We start from the raw sequence: 18,837 nt of genomic DNA on the forward strand, positions 1-18,837 counted from the left end.
GCCCATATTATATTTTTTTGCCAATGATCCATATCCTATGTTGCCATCTAAATACTCGGTGACAAGCTTCATTTTAAATTCTTCACTATATTTTGCCATAAAAAAACACCCCCGAAAGTTAGATTATTACTCTAACTTTCAGGGGTCGGTACCGATTCCAAGCGTCTTTTTTTAACTTGAAATTTTTGCAAGTTAATGGAACATGCTCGCTGAAAAAAGTACGAAGAATTATTGGTTTCACAGATGAGTACACTATAGATAAAGATTTTATAACTGCAGTGTGATAAGCAAAAAAGTGGACGAACTCCTTTCAAAAGCCGTAACATTTTTATATAAGATGGAAGAAAATAAGGAGTGCACATATATGCAAACAAAGCGATTTAATGGTGTTCCTTTATCTGTACTTGATTTAGCTCCAATCACAGAAGAGGGTTCACCTAGTGAAGCATTTCAAAATAGTGTTGAACTGGCTCAACATACTGAAAAGTGGGGATTCCACCGTTATTGGTTAGCTGAACACCATAACATGCCAGGCATTGCCAGCTCGGCAACTTCAGTAGTCATTGGACATATTGCGGGTGCAACAAACAGTATACGCGTAGGCTCTGGCGGTGTTATGCTGCCTAATCATGCACCAATTGTGATTGCCGAACAATTTGGCACACTAGAGTCGATGTACCCTGGACGAATCGATCTCGGTTTAGGCCGTGCCCCAGGAACTGACCAGGCTACATCCTATGCTCTACGACGAACTTTAAATAGTAGCCCTGAAGATTTTCCACAGCAGGTCGCTGAGCTTGAGCACTTTTTTGAGGGAGACCCAAATGCTCGTGTGAAGGCCTATCCTGGGCATGGACTTCGTATCCCTATCTGGTTGCTTGGATCCAGTGGTTTTAGTGCCCAGCTCGCTGCTCATAAAGGGTTACCATTTTCCTTTGCTAGCCACTTTGCACCCGACAATACGCTTGGGGCCTTGAAGCTTTACCGTGATAAATTTCAGCCGTCTGATGTATTGGAACAGCCTTATGCTATGGTTGGGGTCAATGTCATAGCCGCAGACACAGAGGAACGAGCTCAATGGTTATCAACCTCCCAGCAACAACAATTCCTAAGTTTGCGCAGAGGAGAATCCAGTCCATTGAAGGCACCGGTAGAAAATATGGATGAGGTCTCGACACCTTTTGAAAGAGCCGCTTTAGAAAGTACGCTCGATTCTCGTACAACTATTGTAGGGACGAAGGAAAAAGTTAAAGAAAAATTGAACAACTTCCTTGAGGAAACCAATGCAGATGAAGTGATTATCAACTCTCAAATTTATTATCAAAAGGATCGTTTACGCTCCTATGAAATTGTTGCTGAATTAATGGATTCTGAATAACTTGAACCCAATAAAATATTGTTATCGAAAAGAACGAATCTAATGAATATATAGGTTCGTTCTTTTTTCAACAGCAATTTCTAATACATAATTTCCCTTCCTAAGTAAGACAATAACATCACGAAGACAACCCGTGTTATGGCTCTTATTAATACAGAAGGGAGATTACTTATGAAAGAGAATTATACTGTCTTTTATATCTCTGTGGGAATTCTCATCATTCTAGTTTTGATGGGAATTATAATTCCTGAATCAACTGAACGAATCACATCAAATATGCAAGTTTTTCTTTATGACACTTTTGGTTGGTACTATTTAATTATCGTTAGCCTTCTCCTCGTCGTTTCCTTATACTTATTAGTTAGTCCAGTAGGCCGAATTAGGCTTGGTAAACAAGATGAAAAGCCTGAGTTTTCTAGACCCACATGGATAGCAATGTTATTTAGTGCTGGAATGGGGATAGGACTAGTCTTTTATGGTACTTCAGAGCCAATAAGTCATTATGCTGTTAGTTCCCCAACAGGAGAGCTTGGTACTGAACAGGGGATAAAGGATGCTCTACGCTTTACCTTTTTCCATTGGGGAATTCATGCCTGGTCTCTATATGCTATTGTTGCCTTAGCCATTGCTTACTTCCATTTTAGACATGAACGCTTGGGCTTAATAAGTGCAACATTAAGACCTATTCTTGGCAATCGTGTTGAAGGAGGACTAGGTAGAGCAATTGACGTTTTTTCTGTTATTGCAACCGTAATTGGGGTAGCAACCTCGCTCGGCTTTGGTGCTGTTCAAATTAATGGTGGACTGTCCTACCTTTTTGATATTCCAACGAATATCTGGGTTCAGTTTTTAATTGTACTCATTGTGACTGTTTTATTTTTGATTTCTGCTTGGTCAGGTTTGAGTAAAGGGATCAAAATACTAAGTAATGCAAATATGGGGCTTGCCGGACTAATATTTGCATTAATGTTTATATTTGGACCAACCTTATTTATCTTAAATTTATTTACCAATACCATCGGAAACTATATACAAACCCTTCCACAAATGAGCTTTCGAATCGCTCCGTTAAACGAAGACATTCGAGCTTGGATCAATGGCTGGACCATTTTCTACTGGGCATGGTGGATAGCATGGGCACCATTCGTTGGAATTTTTATTGCTCGCGTGTCCAGAGGTCGTACCATTCGCGAATTTGTATTTAGTGTGCTACTCGTCCCTACTCTTGTAGTAGCACTATGGTTCACAACATTTGGAGGCTCTGCTATCCACCTTGAACATAACGGGATCGCCAAGATATCAGAACTATCGGCAGAGCAAAATTTATTTGGGGTGTTTGCGAATTACCCACTCTCCATGGTGATGTCCATTACAGCGATGATTTTAATCGGTACTTTCTTTATTACTTCCGCGGACTCTGGAACCTATGTATTAGGCATGATGACAACAAACGGCTCCCATTCACCTAGTAACAAAATTAAAGTGACCTGGGGCATCATGCTATCCGCAACCGCCCTCGCTTTACTTTACACCGGAGGGCTACAAGCCTTAGAAAATATGATGATTATTGCCGCTCTTCCATTTTCACTTATCATGACCCTAATGGCAGTCAGTTTGTTAAAGGCACTGTCTAAGGAAGCAAAAGAGCTTGGAATCGGTCGAATTAGAAAGAAGAAAAAGCCAGTAGAGTAAGGTAAAGAAAAGGAACGCATCTTCTTAGACGCGTTCCTTGCTCTTTTTCTTTTTAATTTGTTTACTACGCAACTGTCCACAGGCAGCATCGATATCTGTTCCCTGTTCCAAACGAACCCCACAATTAATTCCACGACTTTTTAGTGTGTCGTAGAATGTTTTTATTGCTTCCAGTTCACTTCTTTGATACTGATTATGCTCACTAACTGGATTGTAAGGAATTAAGTTTACATATGATAAATGACGTTTATCACGAAGTAATTGTGCAAGCTGAATAGCCTCTTGCTTATGGTCATTCACATCTTTTAATAAAATATACTCAAACGTAATTCGGCGATTCGTCTTTTCCAAGTAATAATCGATTGCATCCATCAGCTTCTCAATTGGAAATGCACGATTAATCTTCATTATTTGCGTTCTTAAGTCGTTATTCGGAGCATGAATCGAAATCGCCAGGTTCACCTGTAAACCAAGGTCGGCAAAATCATAAATCTTATTCGCTAAACCACTTGTAGATACAGTTATATGACGAGCCCCAATGGACAATCCTTGTTGGTCATTAACAACACGTAAAAAGTCAACCAAATTATCAAAGTTATCAAATGGCTCCCCAATACCCATAACGACAATGTGACTCACTCTTTCATCCTTGCCTTTACTGTCAAGGTAATGCTGGACATTCATAATTTGTTCTACAATTTCACCACTGGATAAATCACGGTTTTTCTTTAGAATTCCACTGGCACAAAACGTACAGCCAATATTACATCCAACCTGTGTAGTTACACAAACCGATAATCCATAGTTATGACGCATTAATACTGTCTCAATCAAATTCCCATCCTGAAGCTTGAACAAAAACTTAACTGTTCCATCTTCTGATTTCTGCTGTATTTCTATATCTAAGGTCTGCACCTCAAAATGTTCATCTAAAAGGTCAATACAATCTTTATTTAAATTTTGCATATCCTGAAAGCTTTTTACTCTTTTTTGATAAAGCCAATCCCAAACCTGTTTTGCTCTAAACTTCTTTTGACCATGTTCGACTAACCATGCTGTCAATTGGTCAAAGGTTAACCCATAAATGGATTCTTTTGCCATAATATACCCTCATTTCAATACAATTCAATCCTATACTATCTTACTGGAATTTAAGGTGAGTAGCAAATGGATTATTGTGTTAATTAGCGGGTTTAGGGCCCGTGTCTTTAGCGAATGGCTGTGTGCATGTGCTTCTTCAGCATATTAAATAGTGTCTTTAGCCTCGAGCAGTCAATCTTTAGCATTTTACATTGTATTTCTAGCGTAGGCTCTGCATTCTTCAGCATTTGCCCCTGTCTTCAGCATTTCCAAACGTTTTTTAGCATAATCACAGCCTGGTTCAGTATCTATCTAGAACGCGCCTGCCTTCAGCATAATACTCGACATCTTCAGCCGAGACTTTTAGAACTTTAGCATAACTCTCATCTACTTCAGCAAAATCCCCTCAATCTTTAGCATTCCACACCTTCTTCAGCATTTGCTACAATAACTTCATCATAACCCACCAATCTTCAACACAACCCTCACCACATAAGCATCTAAAATCCAATGTAATTATTACCAATTTCATTCTTGTTATATTCGAAAATATCCTTCATAATATGATGCGGATTACGAAAAAATAAGTATGCGTTTTATTAAATTTTCGTGTTGAATGTCTCCTATTTTTGCGGACAAACACCACATTATTTTTCAGTCACGCATACGGAAGGAGGTTTGTGTGTACCTAGCACACAAAACAAATGAGTAAAAAAAATTATACTTATACAACAGATAAACCATCGATCGTATTTTACATTTCTGCTATTCTTGTAGCGTTATTTGTCATATGGGGAGCACTTTCACCTAAATCCCTTCAAGACATAGCATCACAAGCTCTTGAATGGATGATTACCAATTTTGGCTGGTATTACATGCTGATTACGGCATTTTTTGTTTTATTTGTGATTATCCTTGCCATTAGTCCTTATGGGAAAATCCGTTTAGGAAAACCAGGTGATGAACCGGAATATTCTTGGTTCTCTTGGCTTGGTATGTTATTTGCAGCTGGTATTGGCGTTGGATTTGTATTTTGGGGTGTTGCAGAACCGGTTCTTTATTACTTAGATCCCCCTTATGGATATGCACCTGAAACGAGAGAATCGGCTATTGCTGGTCTTCGTTATGGTTCTTATCATTGGGCATTACATCCATGGGCTATCTTTTCAATTGTCGGACTAACGCTAGCCTATGTTCAATATCGAAAGGGTTATCCTGCTTTAATTAGTTCTGCCTTTTACCCTATTTTCGGAGACCGAGTAAAGGGTTGGATTGGAAAAATAATTGATATTTTAGCAGTTCTAGCTACTTGTACAGGTGTTGCAACCACTTTTGGTTTAAGTGCGATGCAAATTACTGGGGGGCTTTCCCATTTAACTCCGATCCCAAATAATATTTGGACACAAATGATTGTGATTGCAATCGTAACAGTTTTATTTATGTTTTCAGCTGCCAAAGGCGTAAACAAAGGTATCAAGATTTTAAGTAACATCAACCTAGGTATTGCTGGTATCTTCTACTTATTTGTTCTCATTGTAGGACCAACTTTATTTATTTTTGAAAGCTTTGTCACCACACTTGGGGGCTACATCTCCAATGTGATTCCAATGAGTTTAACGCTCACACCGTTTACAGAAAGCGAATGGCTAGGAACCAATACCATCTTTTTCTGGGCTTGGCATATTTCTTGGGCACCTTTTGTCGGCTTATTCATCGCCAGAATATCCAGAGGCCGGACTATCCGAGAATTTATGGGTGGGGTACTAATTGTTCCTGCACTATTAGCTCTCATTTGGTTTACAACCTTTGGTGGAACAGCCTTAAACCTTGAAATGTATGGACCAGGTGGAATTGCTGATTTAGTAACGAACAATGTGGAATTAGCTCTATTCACAACGCTTGGGGAGCTGCCATTAAGCATGATCACGAGCGTCTTGGCGGTTATTTTGATCATTATTTTCTTTATTACGTCTGCTGATTCTGCATCTTATGTATTAGGTGCGATGACATCCAGAGGTAGTTTAGCCCCATTAACTTCCGTGAAAATAGTTTGGGGATTTTTAATTGCAGGAGCAGCAACTGTACTATTAGTTAGCGGAGGCGGTGGCCTAGATGCACTGCAAACCGCTTCAATCATTGCAGCATTGCCTTTTTCCGTTATTATGTTAGTGATGATTGTATCCATCTTGATTACATTGAGTCGAGATTTTAAAGCAGATAAAAGAAAGAAGCGCACCAAACGTATCGATTCATTTAAAGAGGAATTTAAGGATGAATTTTTTGATGATGTCAAAGAAGAAGTCTACGATGACATGAAAGAGGAAGTATATGATGAAATGAAAGACGAAGTGTACGATGAAATGAAAGAAGAACTTTACGATGAAATTAAAGATGAGGTCAAATCGGAAATGAAGGAAGAAATTCTTGAAGAGCTTGATTTAGACCAGGATTCCAACAATAACAATAAGGATAAAAAATAAAAAGGTAGTTATAGGTGACGCTTGCTAACGGCGTCACCTTTTTTATTAGGAATAAATTTTGGATTAATGATTATTTTGACTAATTTATTAATTTTTTGATATTTTGTTATTTTAGTAAAACTTTAAAACTTGAAAGTAGTATATTTTTCCTCTTATTAATAAGATTTTGACAAATGCCATATACAGAAAGTATTATATTAATATATGGGAGGTTTGAGAAATGTCAAAAATAAGTAAAGACAAAATTGTAGCAAGCGTTCCCCAAAAAGGATTTTTTGGTCATCCAAAAGGTCTATTTACACTGTTCTTTACAGAATTCTGGGAACGTTTTTCATACTATGGAATGAGGGCTATCCTTCTTTATTACATGTACTATGAAGTTTCACAAGGGGGATTAGGTCTATCTAATACTGCCGCCCTTTCGATTATGTCCATTTACGGTTCATTAGTTTATATGTCTGGTGTCATCGGTGGTTGGTTAGCCGACCGGATATTTGGTACCTCCAAGGCTATATTCTATGGTGGCATACTGATTATGTTAGGACATATTGCTTTAGCCATACCGGGTAGCTTAAGCATGTTTTTTGTTTCCATGGTTCTTATTGTAATTGGTACTGGTTTGCTTAAGCCAAATGTTTCTAGTGTAGTCGGTGAAATTTACAGTACAACTGATGATCGTAGAGATGCGGGCTTCAGTATTTTCTATATGGGAATAAACCTTGGTGCCTTTATCTCACCTTACATTGTGGGATCCAACTATGTAATGGAGACAAGCTTTCATATTGGGTTTGGAATGGCCGCTGTTGGTATGTTCCTAGGACTTATTCTCTTTATGGTAACGAAGAAAAAGAATCTTGGATTAGCTGGAACTACAGTTGCAAATCCACTTTCTCCTAATGAAAAGAAAAAGGTTACTAGCTATATCGTTATTGCCGTAATTGCAATTGCTATTATTTGTGCTATTACCATTCCTGCTGGTCTTCTAACGATTGAAAGCTTTGTTGGATTTGTCGGAATTCTTGGAATTGGTATTCCAACCATTTATTTTTGGAGAATGTTCAGAAGTCCAAAAACAACCGTCGAGGAACGTTCTCGCCTTATTGCCTATATTCCGCTTTTTATTGCCTCGGTAATGTTTTGGGCAATTCAAGAGCAAGGTTCAACGATTCTTGCAAGTTATGCGGACAATCGAACTCAATTAAATTTTGCTGGAATTGAATTATCCCCAGCATGGTTCCAATCTTTAAATCCGCTATTTATTATTGTTTTAGCACCTGTATTTGCTTGGATGTGGGTGAAATTAGGTAAACGTCAGCCGACAGTACCACAAAAATTCGCGCTAGGTTTATTATTTGCTGGTTTATCCTTCGTCGTTATCCTTATCCCGGGTTATTTGGCAGGTTCGGATTCATTAGTAAATCCAATGTGGCTAGTACTCACATATTTTATTGTTGTTCTTGGTGAGCTTTGTCTATCTCCAGTTGGACTCTCAGCGACTACAAAATTAGCGCCTTCAGCATTTTCAGCCCAAACAATGAGTTTATGGTTCTTATCAAATGCTGCTGCCCAAGCAATCAACGCACAAATTGTTAAATTTTATTCTCCTGAAAATGAAATCTTGTATTTTGGTGTTATCGGAGGAATATCTATATTACTCAGTATCTTACTCTTCCTTCTATCACCAAAAATTCAGAGCTATATGAAGGGTATTCGATAGCAATAAAAGAGTCTGCTTCCATAATGGAACAGACTCTTTTCATTTATCGATTTTCTTGTTTCTTTTGGTCAATGACAAAAGGAAAGGGTTGATCCGGATCCTTCCATAGCTTATAAAGGTAAGACGATGTTAATTTATAACCATCCTCAATTTTCTCCGTCAGATGGCTAACTCGCTCATATACAATCGAACGTAAATTATCCATTTGCCGAACCACTTTTTCCATAAGCGCTTCTTGGTTCTCCAAACGATTGAAAACCTCATTTTGTTTTTCATCATATTCTGAGATCTCTTCACATAATTCCTGCTGAAGTTTAAATAGCTCCTCTACTCTATCATTTAGATGATGATTGGACGTATCATACTTATCTAAATGATTTAAAATAGACTGGTTGGATTCATTTAAGTACTGGATCTGTTCCATGATTTCTTGATTTTGAGAATGCTCATCCTGTAACATACCTTGAATGTTTTGATTGCCTTGATGGAACTTTTCTATCCAATTCGATGCTTGTTGCTCAAATTGTTCATGCTTGCGACTGTTTTCAGTTAAATAGTTTAACTTTTGGTCGATTGCACTCCAACGTTTGGTTTGTAGATGATTTTGCTGTTTAAATTGACTAAGTGATTTTAGCATCGTCTTATTTAACTTCTTTTGTTCCTCAACCATTTCTTGGGCATAGTTTACCCGCGAATAACCTAGATTGGGTTCTTTAATTTTGTCCTGATTTTTAAACATATCAGGATGTTCACCTTTGTTCATAAAGATCGCCATAGTTATATCACATCCCTTATTGTCGTGCTGTATTATCCTATGCCGATGGTCTGAATTTGGGACGCATATAATGGCTTTTTTATGATTGAATCATATTTATAAAGTCAGCGAGTATCCTTGCTGTCAGCCCCCATATCACTCTGTCCTCATAAAGATAAAAATACTCATCTATTTTTCCTGTTCTCCAATTATAGTTCTCTCCACCTACTATCAGATCAAATGGGAACTTTTCGTCAGGCTCAATATTTATATATACATGATGTATATCAGGCTTAGTTTGGAGAAAGAAAGATAGTGGAACTGTAAATACTTCTCCAACCTCTTGAGGGTTTGAGTTTACGGCATCAGGTTCTTGAATAAACCCTACAAAAGGATAAACCATCATGCCAAAGGGAGATACGAGATAATTAATAGGAAAAACATTCGTGATATCTTGATCTTTTAAGCCGAGCTCTTCCTTGGTCTCTCTTATAGCTGCTGCCTGTTCTGTTGAGTCTTCTTGATCTATTCGGCCCCCAGGAAAACAAATTTCACCCGGCTGTCTTCTTAGATGTTGGGAGCGAACCTCAAATAAAATATGGAGACCATCTGACTTTTGAATGATTGGCAATAAGACGGCAGATTTTGTATATTCTTCGCTTCCTAATATAATTGGTTTATGTCCCTGAACCTTATTTAAAATATGCTTAGTATCCATATATTCACCTCAAGGTTTGGTCTTTCTAATACTATAACAAAGGATACAGAACATATGGAAATTTTAATGATTATTTTCTTATTCGCAATTGCTTACTATTTCCATTATGATAATAGCATAATCATTAAACATTGGAGTGATTGAACGTTGGAAACAAAGAAAGCGTTGCCCATTCTATTTGCCGTTATGTTCTTTGTAATGGTTGGGTTTGGGATAATTATACCTGTTTTACCCTTTTATGCAGAAGATTTAGGTGCATCACCAACTGAATTAGGATTATTAATGGCTGTTTATTCCGTGATGCAGCTCCTATTTGCTCCAATGTGGGGACGGATTTCAGATCGTATTGGGAGGAAGCCTGTCATAATGCTTGGTATTTTAGGGCTTTCCTTTTCCTTTTTCTTCATGGCTTTATCTACTCAGCTTTGGATGCTATTTGCCGCTCGAATCATTGGCGGTTTTTTATCCTCCGCTAATATGCCAACTGTTATGGCCTACGTAGCTGATATCACAAGCGAAGATGATCGTGGTAAAGGAATGGGCATCATTGGCGCCTCAGTTGGGCTAGGATTTATCTTTGGCCCTGCTATTGGTGGAGTCTTTTCTAAAATGAGTCTAAACATGCCATTCTATCTAGCAGGAACCTCTTCTTTATTAACATTCTTCTTTGTTTGGTTTGTGTTAAAGGAATCGATTGATGTAAATAGCCATGACGCTAAATCGCAGCAAAGACCATCTTTACGTCAGGCACTGAAAGGCACGGTTTCCTTTTTATTTATCCTGCAATTATTTGTCTCTTTATCCCTATCAGGACTGGAAGCAACATTTGCCTACTTTGCAGCCGAATCAGCAGGACTTGGGACAACGGAGTTAGGGTATATCTTTATGATTATGGGGTTAGCTGGAGCCATCGTTCAAGGCGGATTAGTAGGGAGACTCACCAAAAGGTTTGGAGAAGGCTCAGTGATTCAAGGTGGCATTTGGATATCCGCTTTAGGCTTTTTTCTCATCTTGTATGTAGACAGCTTTCTCACCGCCGCCGTTTTCTTAACGGTATTCGGTATTGGAAACGGAGTCATCCGACCTAGTGTTTCTTCCTTGTTAACTAAGAAATCTCAATCTGGGCATGGGAGTACAACTGGTTTGCTCTCATCCTTTGATTCACTTGGTAGAGTAATCGGCCCCCCATTAGGAGGCGTTCTTTACTCTGTTACTATAGGCTTGCCTTATATATCTGGGATTTTGTTGTCAGTTGTTGCGTTTTTGTTGTATCGGGTTTATGCGGCTAAACAGCTCAATTCTGCGGCTGCAGTACAAGATTCATAAAGGGGCTGTGCACTAATTTTTGCCTGTCATTGAAACCTCGTGACAGGCGTTTTTAATCCTCAAATAGGTTTTGGCCCCACTTAGCTTTTTTGAAATTAGAGCTAAATGAAAAAAAGATTAGATTAGAGCTATAATAAGCCTCGTAATCTAACCCACATTATCTGTATATTTAACCCCTTGTTTGTTTACTTTAATCGATAAACCCTTGTTTCATATGGCTTTAGTTGTATAGACAAAGGGGCCTCTGTTGTTTCACAAGAATAGTTGCTAATAAATAACTCATAAGATGTATACTTCAAGGAATCAGGTAAGTTAAATACTGGTGTTTCCTTTGAAAAGTTTGCAATTACTAGCAATGTTTCATCATTTAGCATTCTTGTATAAGCATATATTTGATTGTCATCCTCTAAAATAAGGTTATATGAACCATAAACAATGATGTCATGTTCCTTACGAAGCTGGATCAATTTCTTGTAATAATGATAGAGTGAATTTGGATCATTCATTTCCTTTTCTACATTGATGTCACGGTAATTCGGATTCACATCTATCCATGGCTTTCCAGTTGTAAACCCTGCATTAGGTGAATCATTCCACTGCATCGGTGTTCTTGCATTGTCACGTCCTCGGTAATGAATCGCATCCATCAATTCTTCCTCTGTAAAATTACCTTTATCCTTCTGATCATGATAGAAATTGAGAATTTCAACATCCTTATATTGATTAATGTTCTCAAAGGCTACATTTGTCATTCCGATTTCCTGACCTTGATAGACAAATGGTGTTCCCTGCATCATATGAAGCCACGTTGCTAACATTTTTGCACTTTCTTGATGATAGGCTTGATCATCTCCAAATCGTGATACAGAACGAGGTTGGTCATGATTTTCAAGATAAAGTGCATTCCATCCACGGCCATCTAAATCCTTTTGCCATCTGGTCATGATTTTCTTAAAATCAGTTAGTTTCCAGTCTCGGTTAATCATCCATTTACCAAGATTTCCGCCTACTGGTGATTTATCAATGCCCATATGCTCAAATTGGAAGAGCATACTCATTACACCATCTTCTTCATTCGTATAACGAACCCCATCTTCAGTTGTCACGGCTTGTGTTTCCCCAACCGTCATCATGTCATACTTATCAAAAACTTTTTCTTTCATTTCATGTAAATAATCCATAATCTTCGGACCGTTTAAGAAATAGTCCCCGCCCCACTGATATTTACCATCCATCGTCACTGGAGCGTCGGGCAACCCTTCTGTTTTCGATAAAACATTGATGACGTCCATGCGGAACCCGTCCACACCACGGTCAAGCCACCAGGTCATCATATCGTAAATTTCTTGGCGGACTTTTGGGTTTTCCCAGTTTAAATCTGGCTGTCTACGAGAAAAGAGGTGAAGGAAATACTCCTCTGTCTCTTCATCGTATTCCCAGGCAGATCCACTGAAAAAAGAAACCCAATTATTTGGTTCTTCCCCATCCTTACCTTTCCGCCAAATATAATAATCACGATAAGGATTAGCTTTTGACTTCCGGGACTCAATAAACCATGGGTGCTCATCAGACGTATGGTTTACCACTAGGTCCATCACAAGCTTGATGTCACGCTTGTGCATTTCTTTAATGAGCTGATCCCAATCTTCAAGCGTACCAAACTCATCCATAATATCCTGATAATCACTAATATCATAGCCATTATCATCATTAGGAGATTTATAGACTGGTGATAGCCAAACGATATCAATCCCTAAATCCTTTAAATAGTCTAGTTTGGATATAATACCTTGTAAATCTCCAATTCCATCCCCATTGCTATCATAAAAGCTTCTCGGATAGATTTGGTAGATGACTGATTCCTTCCACCATTTACGTTCCATGTACAATCCTCCGTTTCAAAAGTATGCTTACCCTTTTACTGCTCCTGCTGAAATACCCTCAATAATGTTCTTTTGTAAGAATAGATACATAATTAGTACTGGAATAATTGCTAAAGTTAACGCTGCTAGAGCATAGTTCCACTGGGTCATATACTGTCCAAAGTATACATATGAAGCCAATGAAATCGTTTGATTCTCAGGTGAACTTAGCATTAAATATGGTAATAGGAAATCGTTCCAAACCCATAGTGTATGAAGGATTCCAATAGTAGTTGTAATCGGTTTTAGTAATGGAAACACAATCTTAAAGAATGTTCGGAAAGGTCCACAGCCATCAATCGCTGCTGCTTCTTCAAGCTCCAAAGGAATTCCTTTAATAAAACCGTGATATAGGAAAACGGCTAGCGGTACACCAAAACCAAAGTACATCATAATAATACCGGGAATGCTATCAATCATATTAAAATCACTTGCTACTTTTACAAGTGGGATCATCATAGTTTGGAATGGAATGATCATAGCTGAAATGATAATAAAAAATAAAATATTACTAACTTTCCCTGGTGAACGCACAAGGCGATAGGACGCCATTGAGCTGATTAAAAGAATTCCAGCTACACTTACGACTGTTATGATTAAGGTATTCATAAAGACGACTGGGAAGTTCAACTGCTCCCAAACCTTCACAAAGTTATCAAAGCTTAACGCTGATGGTAGGGACGCCGTCGAGTTCAATACTTCATTATAGCTTTTAAACGCATTAGTAAATACTAGATAGATAGGCGCTATAAAAAGAATGGCTAACGCAATCATAATGATTTCTGTGAAAAATTTCGATGCTGTATATTTCTCCATCATTACATATCCACCTCTTTTCGTTTCATAAGAGCAACTTGTCCAAGTGTAATAAGCGCTACCATCATAAAGAAAACAACTGCCTGTGCAGAACCAAATCCGTACTGGTTATTCACGAATGCTTCTTGATAGATTTGTAGAGCTAACATCTCTGTTGAATTAAATGGACCTCCGTTTGTTAGGGAGAGGTTCAGGTCATACATTTTAAAGGCTTCTGCAGCAGCTAAGAACGTTGAAATCGTAATTGCTGGCATAATGAGTGGTAGAACAATATATCGTAAACGATCCCAACCACTAGCACCATCAATATAAGAGGACTCGACTAACTCTTTCGGAACCCCTTGAAGTGCAGCTAAATAAATAACCATTACATAACCAACAAATTGCCATGAGAATACAAGTACTAACGCATAGAAAGCAGAATCCGGAAGTGTTAGCCAGTTTATTTCAAAGAAGGACCAGCCTGTACTTCCATAAATTTGGTTAAATACTTGAGTGAAAATAAACTGCCAGATAAAACCGATAATTAGGGAGCCAATTACGTTAGGCATGAAAAATAACGTACGTAAAATATTTCGGGACTTTAATGCTTTATTTAATACAAGTGCAAGTAAAAACCCCGTTACGTTCACTCCGATTACCGTAAGAATAACAAATTTAGCAGTAATCCATAGTGATGATATAAAGTCTTTATCACTAAATAATGCAATGTAGTTATCAAGTCCTACCCATTTCGTTGATGCACTAATTCCATTCCACTCTTGGAAAGAATATATGATAGCTTGGGAAAAAGGGATAATAATGACTAGCGTGAAGAATATTAGTGCTGGAAGAACAAATGATAAGTAGATTAAGGTCTTTTTAAGCTTAGGTGTCATCTTTCTCCTAGCCCCTTTCCGTTTTATATTTAGTCCTTGTGTTAAAGGGAAAACACCTTCTAATGCTTAATTGATATGGCCATTAGAAGGTGCTTTCTTAGCATTTCTGCTTATAAATGATTATTCTTTCATTCGGTCATCAACAATTGATTGTAGTTGTTCAATTGTTTCTTCTTGGTTAGTTTGTCCTGCAACATAGGATTGAAGTGCTGCAGCGAAGTCCGTATCCAACCCTGATGGCCAGTAGTTCATAGCCCAAGGCATCGTTTGACCTTCCTTAGAGTACTTCATTAACTCCTTAGCCAATGGACCTAGTTCATCTGTTGTTTCAATATCTTCAAATGCTGGAATGAAGTTAAATGAATCAACTAGGTAAGTGTCACCGTTTTCATGTAACCAAGTTAAGAACTTCTTCGCTTCTTCTACGTGGTCACTTTGATTATTTACTGCATAGTAAGCTGGTACATCAACTGGTAATCTTGTTTCTTCTGCATTTTCACTTAATGGAATCGCGAACATTCCGATATTCATATCAGCGTTTGCTTCTTCAATAGATCCCATTGTCCATACACCTTGTTGCATCATTGCAGATTCACCAGATGTAAAGCTTGATAATTGACGAGTATAGTCAACACCAATTGAGTTTGTGCCTTCACCGTAGTCAACGGTTGCATCTAGTACATTAAAGAATCCGTCCATATAAGGGTTATCGTTTAATGTTTTCTCACCAGACTTTAAGCCTTGCGCATATGCGCCGGGATCTTCAACTGCTGAGAATGGTAGGTTAAATAAATGTAGACCTAAAATCCAATCCTCTTTATAACCTTCAGTAAAGGACTTAATTCCTGCTGCTTTGAGCTTTTCATTTACTTCCTCTAGCTCTGAAAGTGTTTTCGGTACTTCTTCAATTCCAGCTTCTTTAAATAAATCCTTGTTGTAAATGAAGCCATAGCCTTCTAGTCCTACTGGAAACCCATACATTTTTCCGTCTAGCGTCATTCCTGGTTTAGCTGCTTCTGAAACCTGATCCATCCATGGTTCATTTGAAAGGTCTGTTAAATACTCTGACCAATCCTCCATGTCTGTGTAACCGCGGACAAAGAAAATATCAGGACCTTGTCCAGATGCAAAACGTGCTTTACGTAAAGTAGAGTAGTCATCTACCACTTGAGCATTAATTTGAACATTTGGATTTTCCTTTTGATAATCCTCAGCCATTTGTTTAACTTGCTCTACAATCTCTGTTTTAAACTGTAGAAGATTAAGTGTGACCTTGTCTCCACTTTCTTCTCCGCTTTTGCCTTCATTATTGCTATCTTCTGTATTTCCACACCCAGCCATAATGACAAACATAAGTGCAATTAGAATAAATGATAATTTCTTAACCATTTAGAGTTCCTCCTTGTTCATCGGTGTAACTACATCATAAAACATTTTTGAAAGCACTTACATGTCATATTTACATGTGAAGTGGTAATATTTTAAGCGGTTTCATTTTTTGCATAATTACGTCAACTTAATATAAAAAAGAATGGATTTCGATTATCCATTCTTTTTCCCAACATATTTTTCTCGGTAATTTTTAGGAGATAATTGTACATACTTCTTAAAAACCTTGCTAAAATAATTTTCGTTACTAAACCCTAATTCATAAGCAATGTCCAAAATGGATTTGCTAGTTTTCATTAAAAGTTGTTTTGCCTTCTCTATTTTTAATTTCGTAACATATTCTACTATGGATATTCCATACTGTGCTTTAAATCGGTTCGAAATATACTGTGGTGATAAATAAAATTTTTTAGCAAGGATATCAAGTGTAATTCGTTCATGAAAGTGCCCATCTAAATAGTTTTTAATTTCTAATATGGAGCTACTTTCCTTCGTTTGTTCTTTTTCATCAATCTCCACTATCTTTTGAAATTGGCTAAAGGATTCTGTTTCCTGCCAATTTTTAATTGCTTGCTTTAGGGCTTTTTCAATTTCTTCTTTTTTAATTGGTTTTAGTATATAATCAACAGCGTTTGCTTGAATAACCGCTCTCATATATTCAAAATCATCATAGCCACTGATGACAACGACTTGGATGTTCACCTTTTCCTTCTTTAATGTTTCAATTAAATGGATTCCATTCTGTTCGGGCATCTTAATATCACAAAAAAGAATTTCGGGATAGTGTTCAGCAATAAGTTCTTCCGCCTCCACGACACTACCAGCAAATAAACGTTCCGTAATATTAAACTTATCCCAATCTATTAGATATTCAATGGCTTCACGTACGTGAGCTTCATCATCCACGATTAATGCTTTCACGGGTGACATCTCCTTCTTTTATGGATATATACAATCGAAGGACTGTGTTTTCAAAGGGTTCACTATCGATTGTCCAAGTGAACGAGTCTCCATATTCATAATACAGACGGAAAAGAACATTCATCAACCCTATTCCACCTTGTCTGTTTTCAGAGAGAACTTCTTTACTTTTATACATATTTTGTAGCTCTGCTATTTTTTCAACTGAAAAACCTGGACCATTATCTGAAACCTCTAACTGAAACATATTTTCATCCAACTGACTTGAAATTTGAATACGGCCTACTTGGTTGCCTCTCTCAATTCCATGAACAATGCTGTTCTCTACAAGGGGTTGTAAAACCATTTTAGGTACCTCTATTTGCAACGATTCATCAGTACAACGGATGTCATATTCTAAACGGTCTCCAAAACGCCCTTTTTGCAGGTATAAATATTCGTCAATCATCTCTACTTCTTTAGCTAAAGGAACACGCTTGTTTTTTAAGTCCATACTATATCTAAAAAGTGAGCTTAACGAGATTAACCGTTGATACACATCAGGCAGCTTATGTTTTAAAGCAATGGTTCCAATTGATTGAAGTGTATTATACAAAAAATGAGGATTGATTTGAGCCTGTAGCATTTTCAACTGTGCTGTTGTAACTTCCATTTGTAGACGCATTTCTTTGTTGACCAACTGATTTAGTCGGCCCACCATACTGCTAAAACGCTCTTCTAATAACCCAAGTTCATCTTCACGCTTAACTCCCTTTTCCTTAACCTCAAAGTCACCTTTTTCAATTGATCTAATGTTTTTCATTAACCGATGGATGGGCCTTGTGATAGAAATAGAGACAAAATAGATAAAAAAGATAATGACTAATACAGTAATCATTTGGACGATAGCTATTTGTTGCAAAGGGGATTGAGCCTCTTCTGCAATAATCGTAAACGGGATAAACTTCACTAATGTCAGAGAGAGATCTTCATATTGATCTTGATGAAACAGAGCCGTCCCATCCTCCTGATTCACTTCCATATCCAAGCTACCACTTGTCTGGCCATTATCTTTAATGCTATCAGTTAATATAGATAAAACACTCTCATCATTGACTTGATTTGGGTGTTCGGATGAATAAGAGGAAATAGTATTATTACTTTCTATAAATAAAAACATATTTTCATCTTCCTCATACAAACGCTGTAAAAAAGCATCTAGCTCATCCACATGTGTATAAATCGATAAATATCCTAACACTTCACGATCAGGTACGGAAACGATTTTTCGGTGGAGAACTAAAGCCACCTCATCTTGATATTTTTTTAGTTCAAATACCCGATAGCGATCACCCATTTTCTTACGTAAGTCGTCCACACGTTGTTTTTGTTGTAAATATACATTCCTCTCACTGTAGTAAGTATCCCCTGTATTATCCACAGAATATTGTACTCGGCTAATATTCGGATTTTGATATAACAAGTTTTTAATTTCATACTCTAGATTTTGTTCTTGTTGAAAGTTCAAGGTTTGATGATCTAGATCATTCATTAATTCTTCATCAAAGGTCCAAGAGAGGGACATTTGATCAAGCTCTCTAAAGTAATAAACTAAATTATCCATCCCTACTTCCATTAATTGCTGATTGGAATTCACTAAATTTTTTTCAATTGTTTCGGAAGTGGATTGGTAAGTAATAATAGTTGAAATGATAATAGGGATGACTGTGACTAGTAGCATTCCAACGAGCAGTTTTTTATGTAAGCTTTTACTCATAATTATGGAC

General features: G+C 37.5%; 14 protein-coding genes. 5 read left to right on the forward strand and 9 right to left on the reverse strand.

The genetic code is table 11. The features are described 5' to 3' along the window. Positions 1-364: 364 nt before the first annotated feature. Together GH754_RS16340 and GH754_RS16345 are read left to right on the forward strand one after the other, a co-directional pair. Entirely contained in the window at positions 365-1,378 is a 1,014-nt protein-coding gene (locus GH754_RS16340) for an LLM class flavin-dependent oxidoreductase (RefSeq protein ID WP_153729743.1), read from the forward strand. Positions 1,379-1,549: 171 nt separating this feature from the next. Beyond that, positions 1,550-3,070, forward strand: coding sequence for a glycine betaine uptake BCCT transporter (locus tag GH754_RS16345; RefSeq protein WP_153729744.1), 1,521 nt, complete (start codon positions 1,550-1,552; stop codon positions 3,068-3,070). 24 nt (positions 3,071-3,094) lie between these two features. On the opposite strand, the gene rlmN is transcribed toward GH754_RS16345, so the two are convergent. Then, complete coding sequence (gene rlmN, locus GH754_RS16350; RefSeq protein ID WP_153729745.1) at positions 3,095-4,171, reverse strand: 23S rRNA (adenine(2503)-C(2))-methyltransferase RlmN; 1,077 nt, start codon at positions 4,169-4,171, stop codon at positions 3,095-3,097. Positions 4,172-4,854: 683 nt separating this feature from the next. On the opposite strand from rlmN, the gene GH754_RS16355 reads away from it, so the two are divergent. Continuing rightward, the gene (locus GH754_RS16355; protein WP_153729746.1) at positions 4,855-6,630 is read left to right on the forward strand and encodes a BCCT family transporter; all 1,776 of its coding nucleotides are present in this window, start codon (positions 4,855-4,857) and stop codon (positions 6,628-6,630) included. 220 nt (positions 6,631-6,850) lie between these two features. Then, a complete protein-coding gene (locus GH754_RS16360) occupies positions 6,851-8,347 on the forward strand; it encodes a peptide MFS transporter (RefSeq protein ID WP_153729747.1) in 1,497 nt (498 codons plus the stop codon). Between the two features lie 43 nt (positions 8,348-8,390). On the opposite strand, the gene GH754_RS16365 is transcribed toward GH754_RS16360, so the two are convergent. Both GH754_RS16365 and GH754_RS16370 read right to left on the reverse strand, forming a co-directional pair. Beyond that, a complete protein-coding gene (locus tag GH754_RS16365; RefSeq protein WP_153729748.1) occupies positions 8,391-9,122 on the reverse strand; it encodes a hypothetical protein in 732 nt (243 codons plus the stop codon). 79 nt (positions 9,123-9,201) lie between these two features. After that, complete coding sequence (locus tag GH754_RS16370; RefSeq protein ID WP_153729749.1) at positions 9,202-9,819, reverse strand: NUDIX hydrolase; 618 nt, start codon at positions 9,817-9,819, stop codon at positions 9,202-9,204. 147 nt (positions 9,820-9,966) lie between these two features. On the opposite strand from GH754_RS16370, the gene GH754_RS16375 reads away from it, so the two are divergent. Beyond that, positions 9,967-11,145, forward strand: a complete 1,179-nt coding sequence (locus GH754_RS16375; protein ID WP_153729750.1) for an MFS transporter — start codon at positions 9,967-9,969, stop codon at positions 11,143-11,145. A 185-nt stretch (positions 11,146-11,330) separates the two neighbouring features. Here the strand turns inward: GH754_RS16375 and GH754_RS16380 are convergent, their stop codons facing one another. The 6 genes from GH754_RS16380 to GH754_RS16405 all read right to left on the reverse strand — a co-directional run bounded on the left by GH754_RS16380 (position 11,331) and on the right by GH754_RS16405 (position 18,827). Next, complete coding sequence (locus GH754_RS16380; RefSeq protein ID WP_153729751.1) at positions 11,331-13,028, reverse strand: glycoside hydrolase family 13 protein; 1,698 nt, start codon at positions 13,026-13,028, stop codon at positions 11,331-11,333. Positions 13,029-13,055: 27 nt separating this feature from the next. Next, positions 13,056-13,886, reverse strand: a complete 831-nt coding sequence (locus GH754_RS16385; protein ID WP_153729752.1) for a carbohydrate ABC transporter permease — start codon at positions 13,884-13,886, stop codon at positions 13,056-13,058. Then, entirely contained in the window at positions 13,886-14,761 is an 876-nt protein-coding gene (locus GH754_RS16390; protein WP_153729753.1) for a carbohydrate ABC transporter permease, read from the reverse strand. Before GH754_RS16390 ends, GH754_RS16385 begins: the two co-directional genes overlap by 1 nt. 120 nt (positions 14,762-14,881) lie before the next feature. Beyond that, entirely contained in the window at positions 14,882-16,150 is a 1,269-nt protein-coding gene (locus GH754_RS16395; protein WP_153729754.1) for an ABC transporter substrate-binding protein, read from the reverse strand. 153 nt (positions 16,151-16,303) lie between these two features. Continuing rightward, a complete protein-coding gene (locus GH754_RS16400) occupies positions 16,304-17,071 on the reverse strand; it encodes a response regulator transcription factor (RefSeq protein WP_194841387.1) in 768 nt (255 codons plus the stop codon). Beyond that, positions 17,049-18,827 carry a sensor histidine kinase gene (locus GH754_RS16405; RefSeq protein WP_153729756.1) on the reverse strand — a complete coding sequence of 593 codons (1,779 nt, stop codon included), beginning with the start codon at positions 18,825-18,827 and terminating at the stop codon, positions 17,049-17,051. Before GH754_RS16405 ends, GH754_RS16400 begins: the two co-directional genes overlap by 23 nt. Positions 18,828-18,837 lie beyond the last annotated feature (10 nt).

The sequence above is a fragment of the Salinibacillus xinjiangensis genome, assembly GCF_009649735.1.
Taxonomy (GTDB): Bacteria; Bacillota; Bacilli; order Bacillales; family Alkalibacillaceae; genus Salinibacillus; species Salinibacillus xinjiangensis.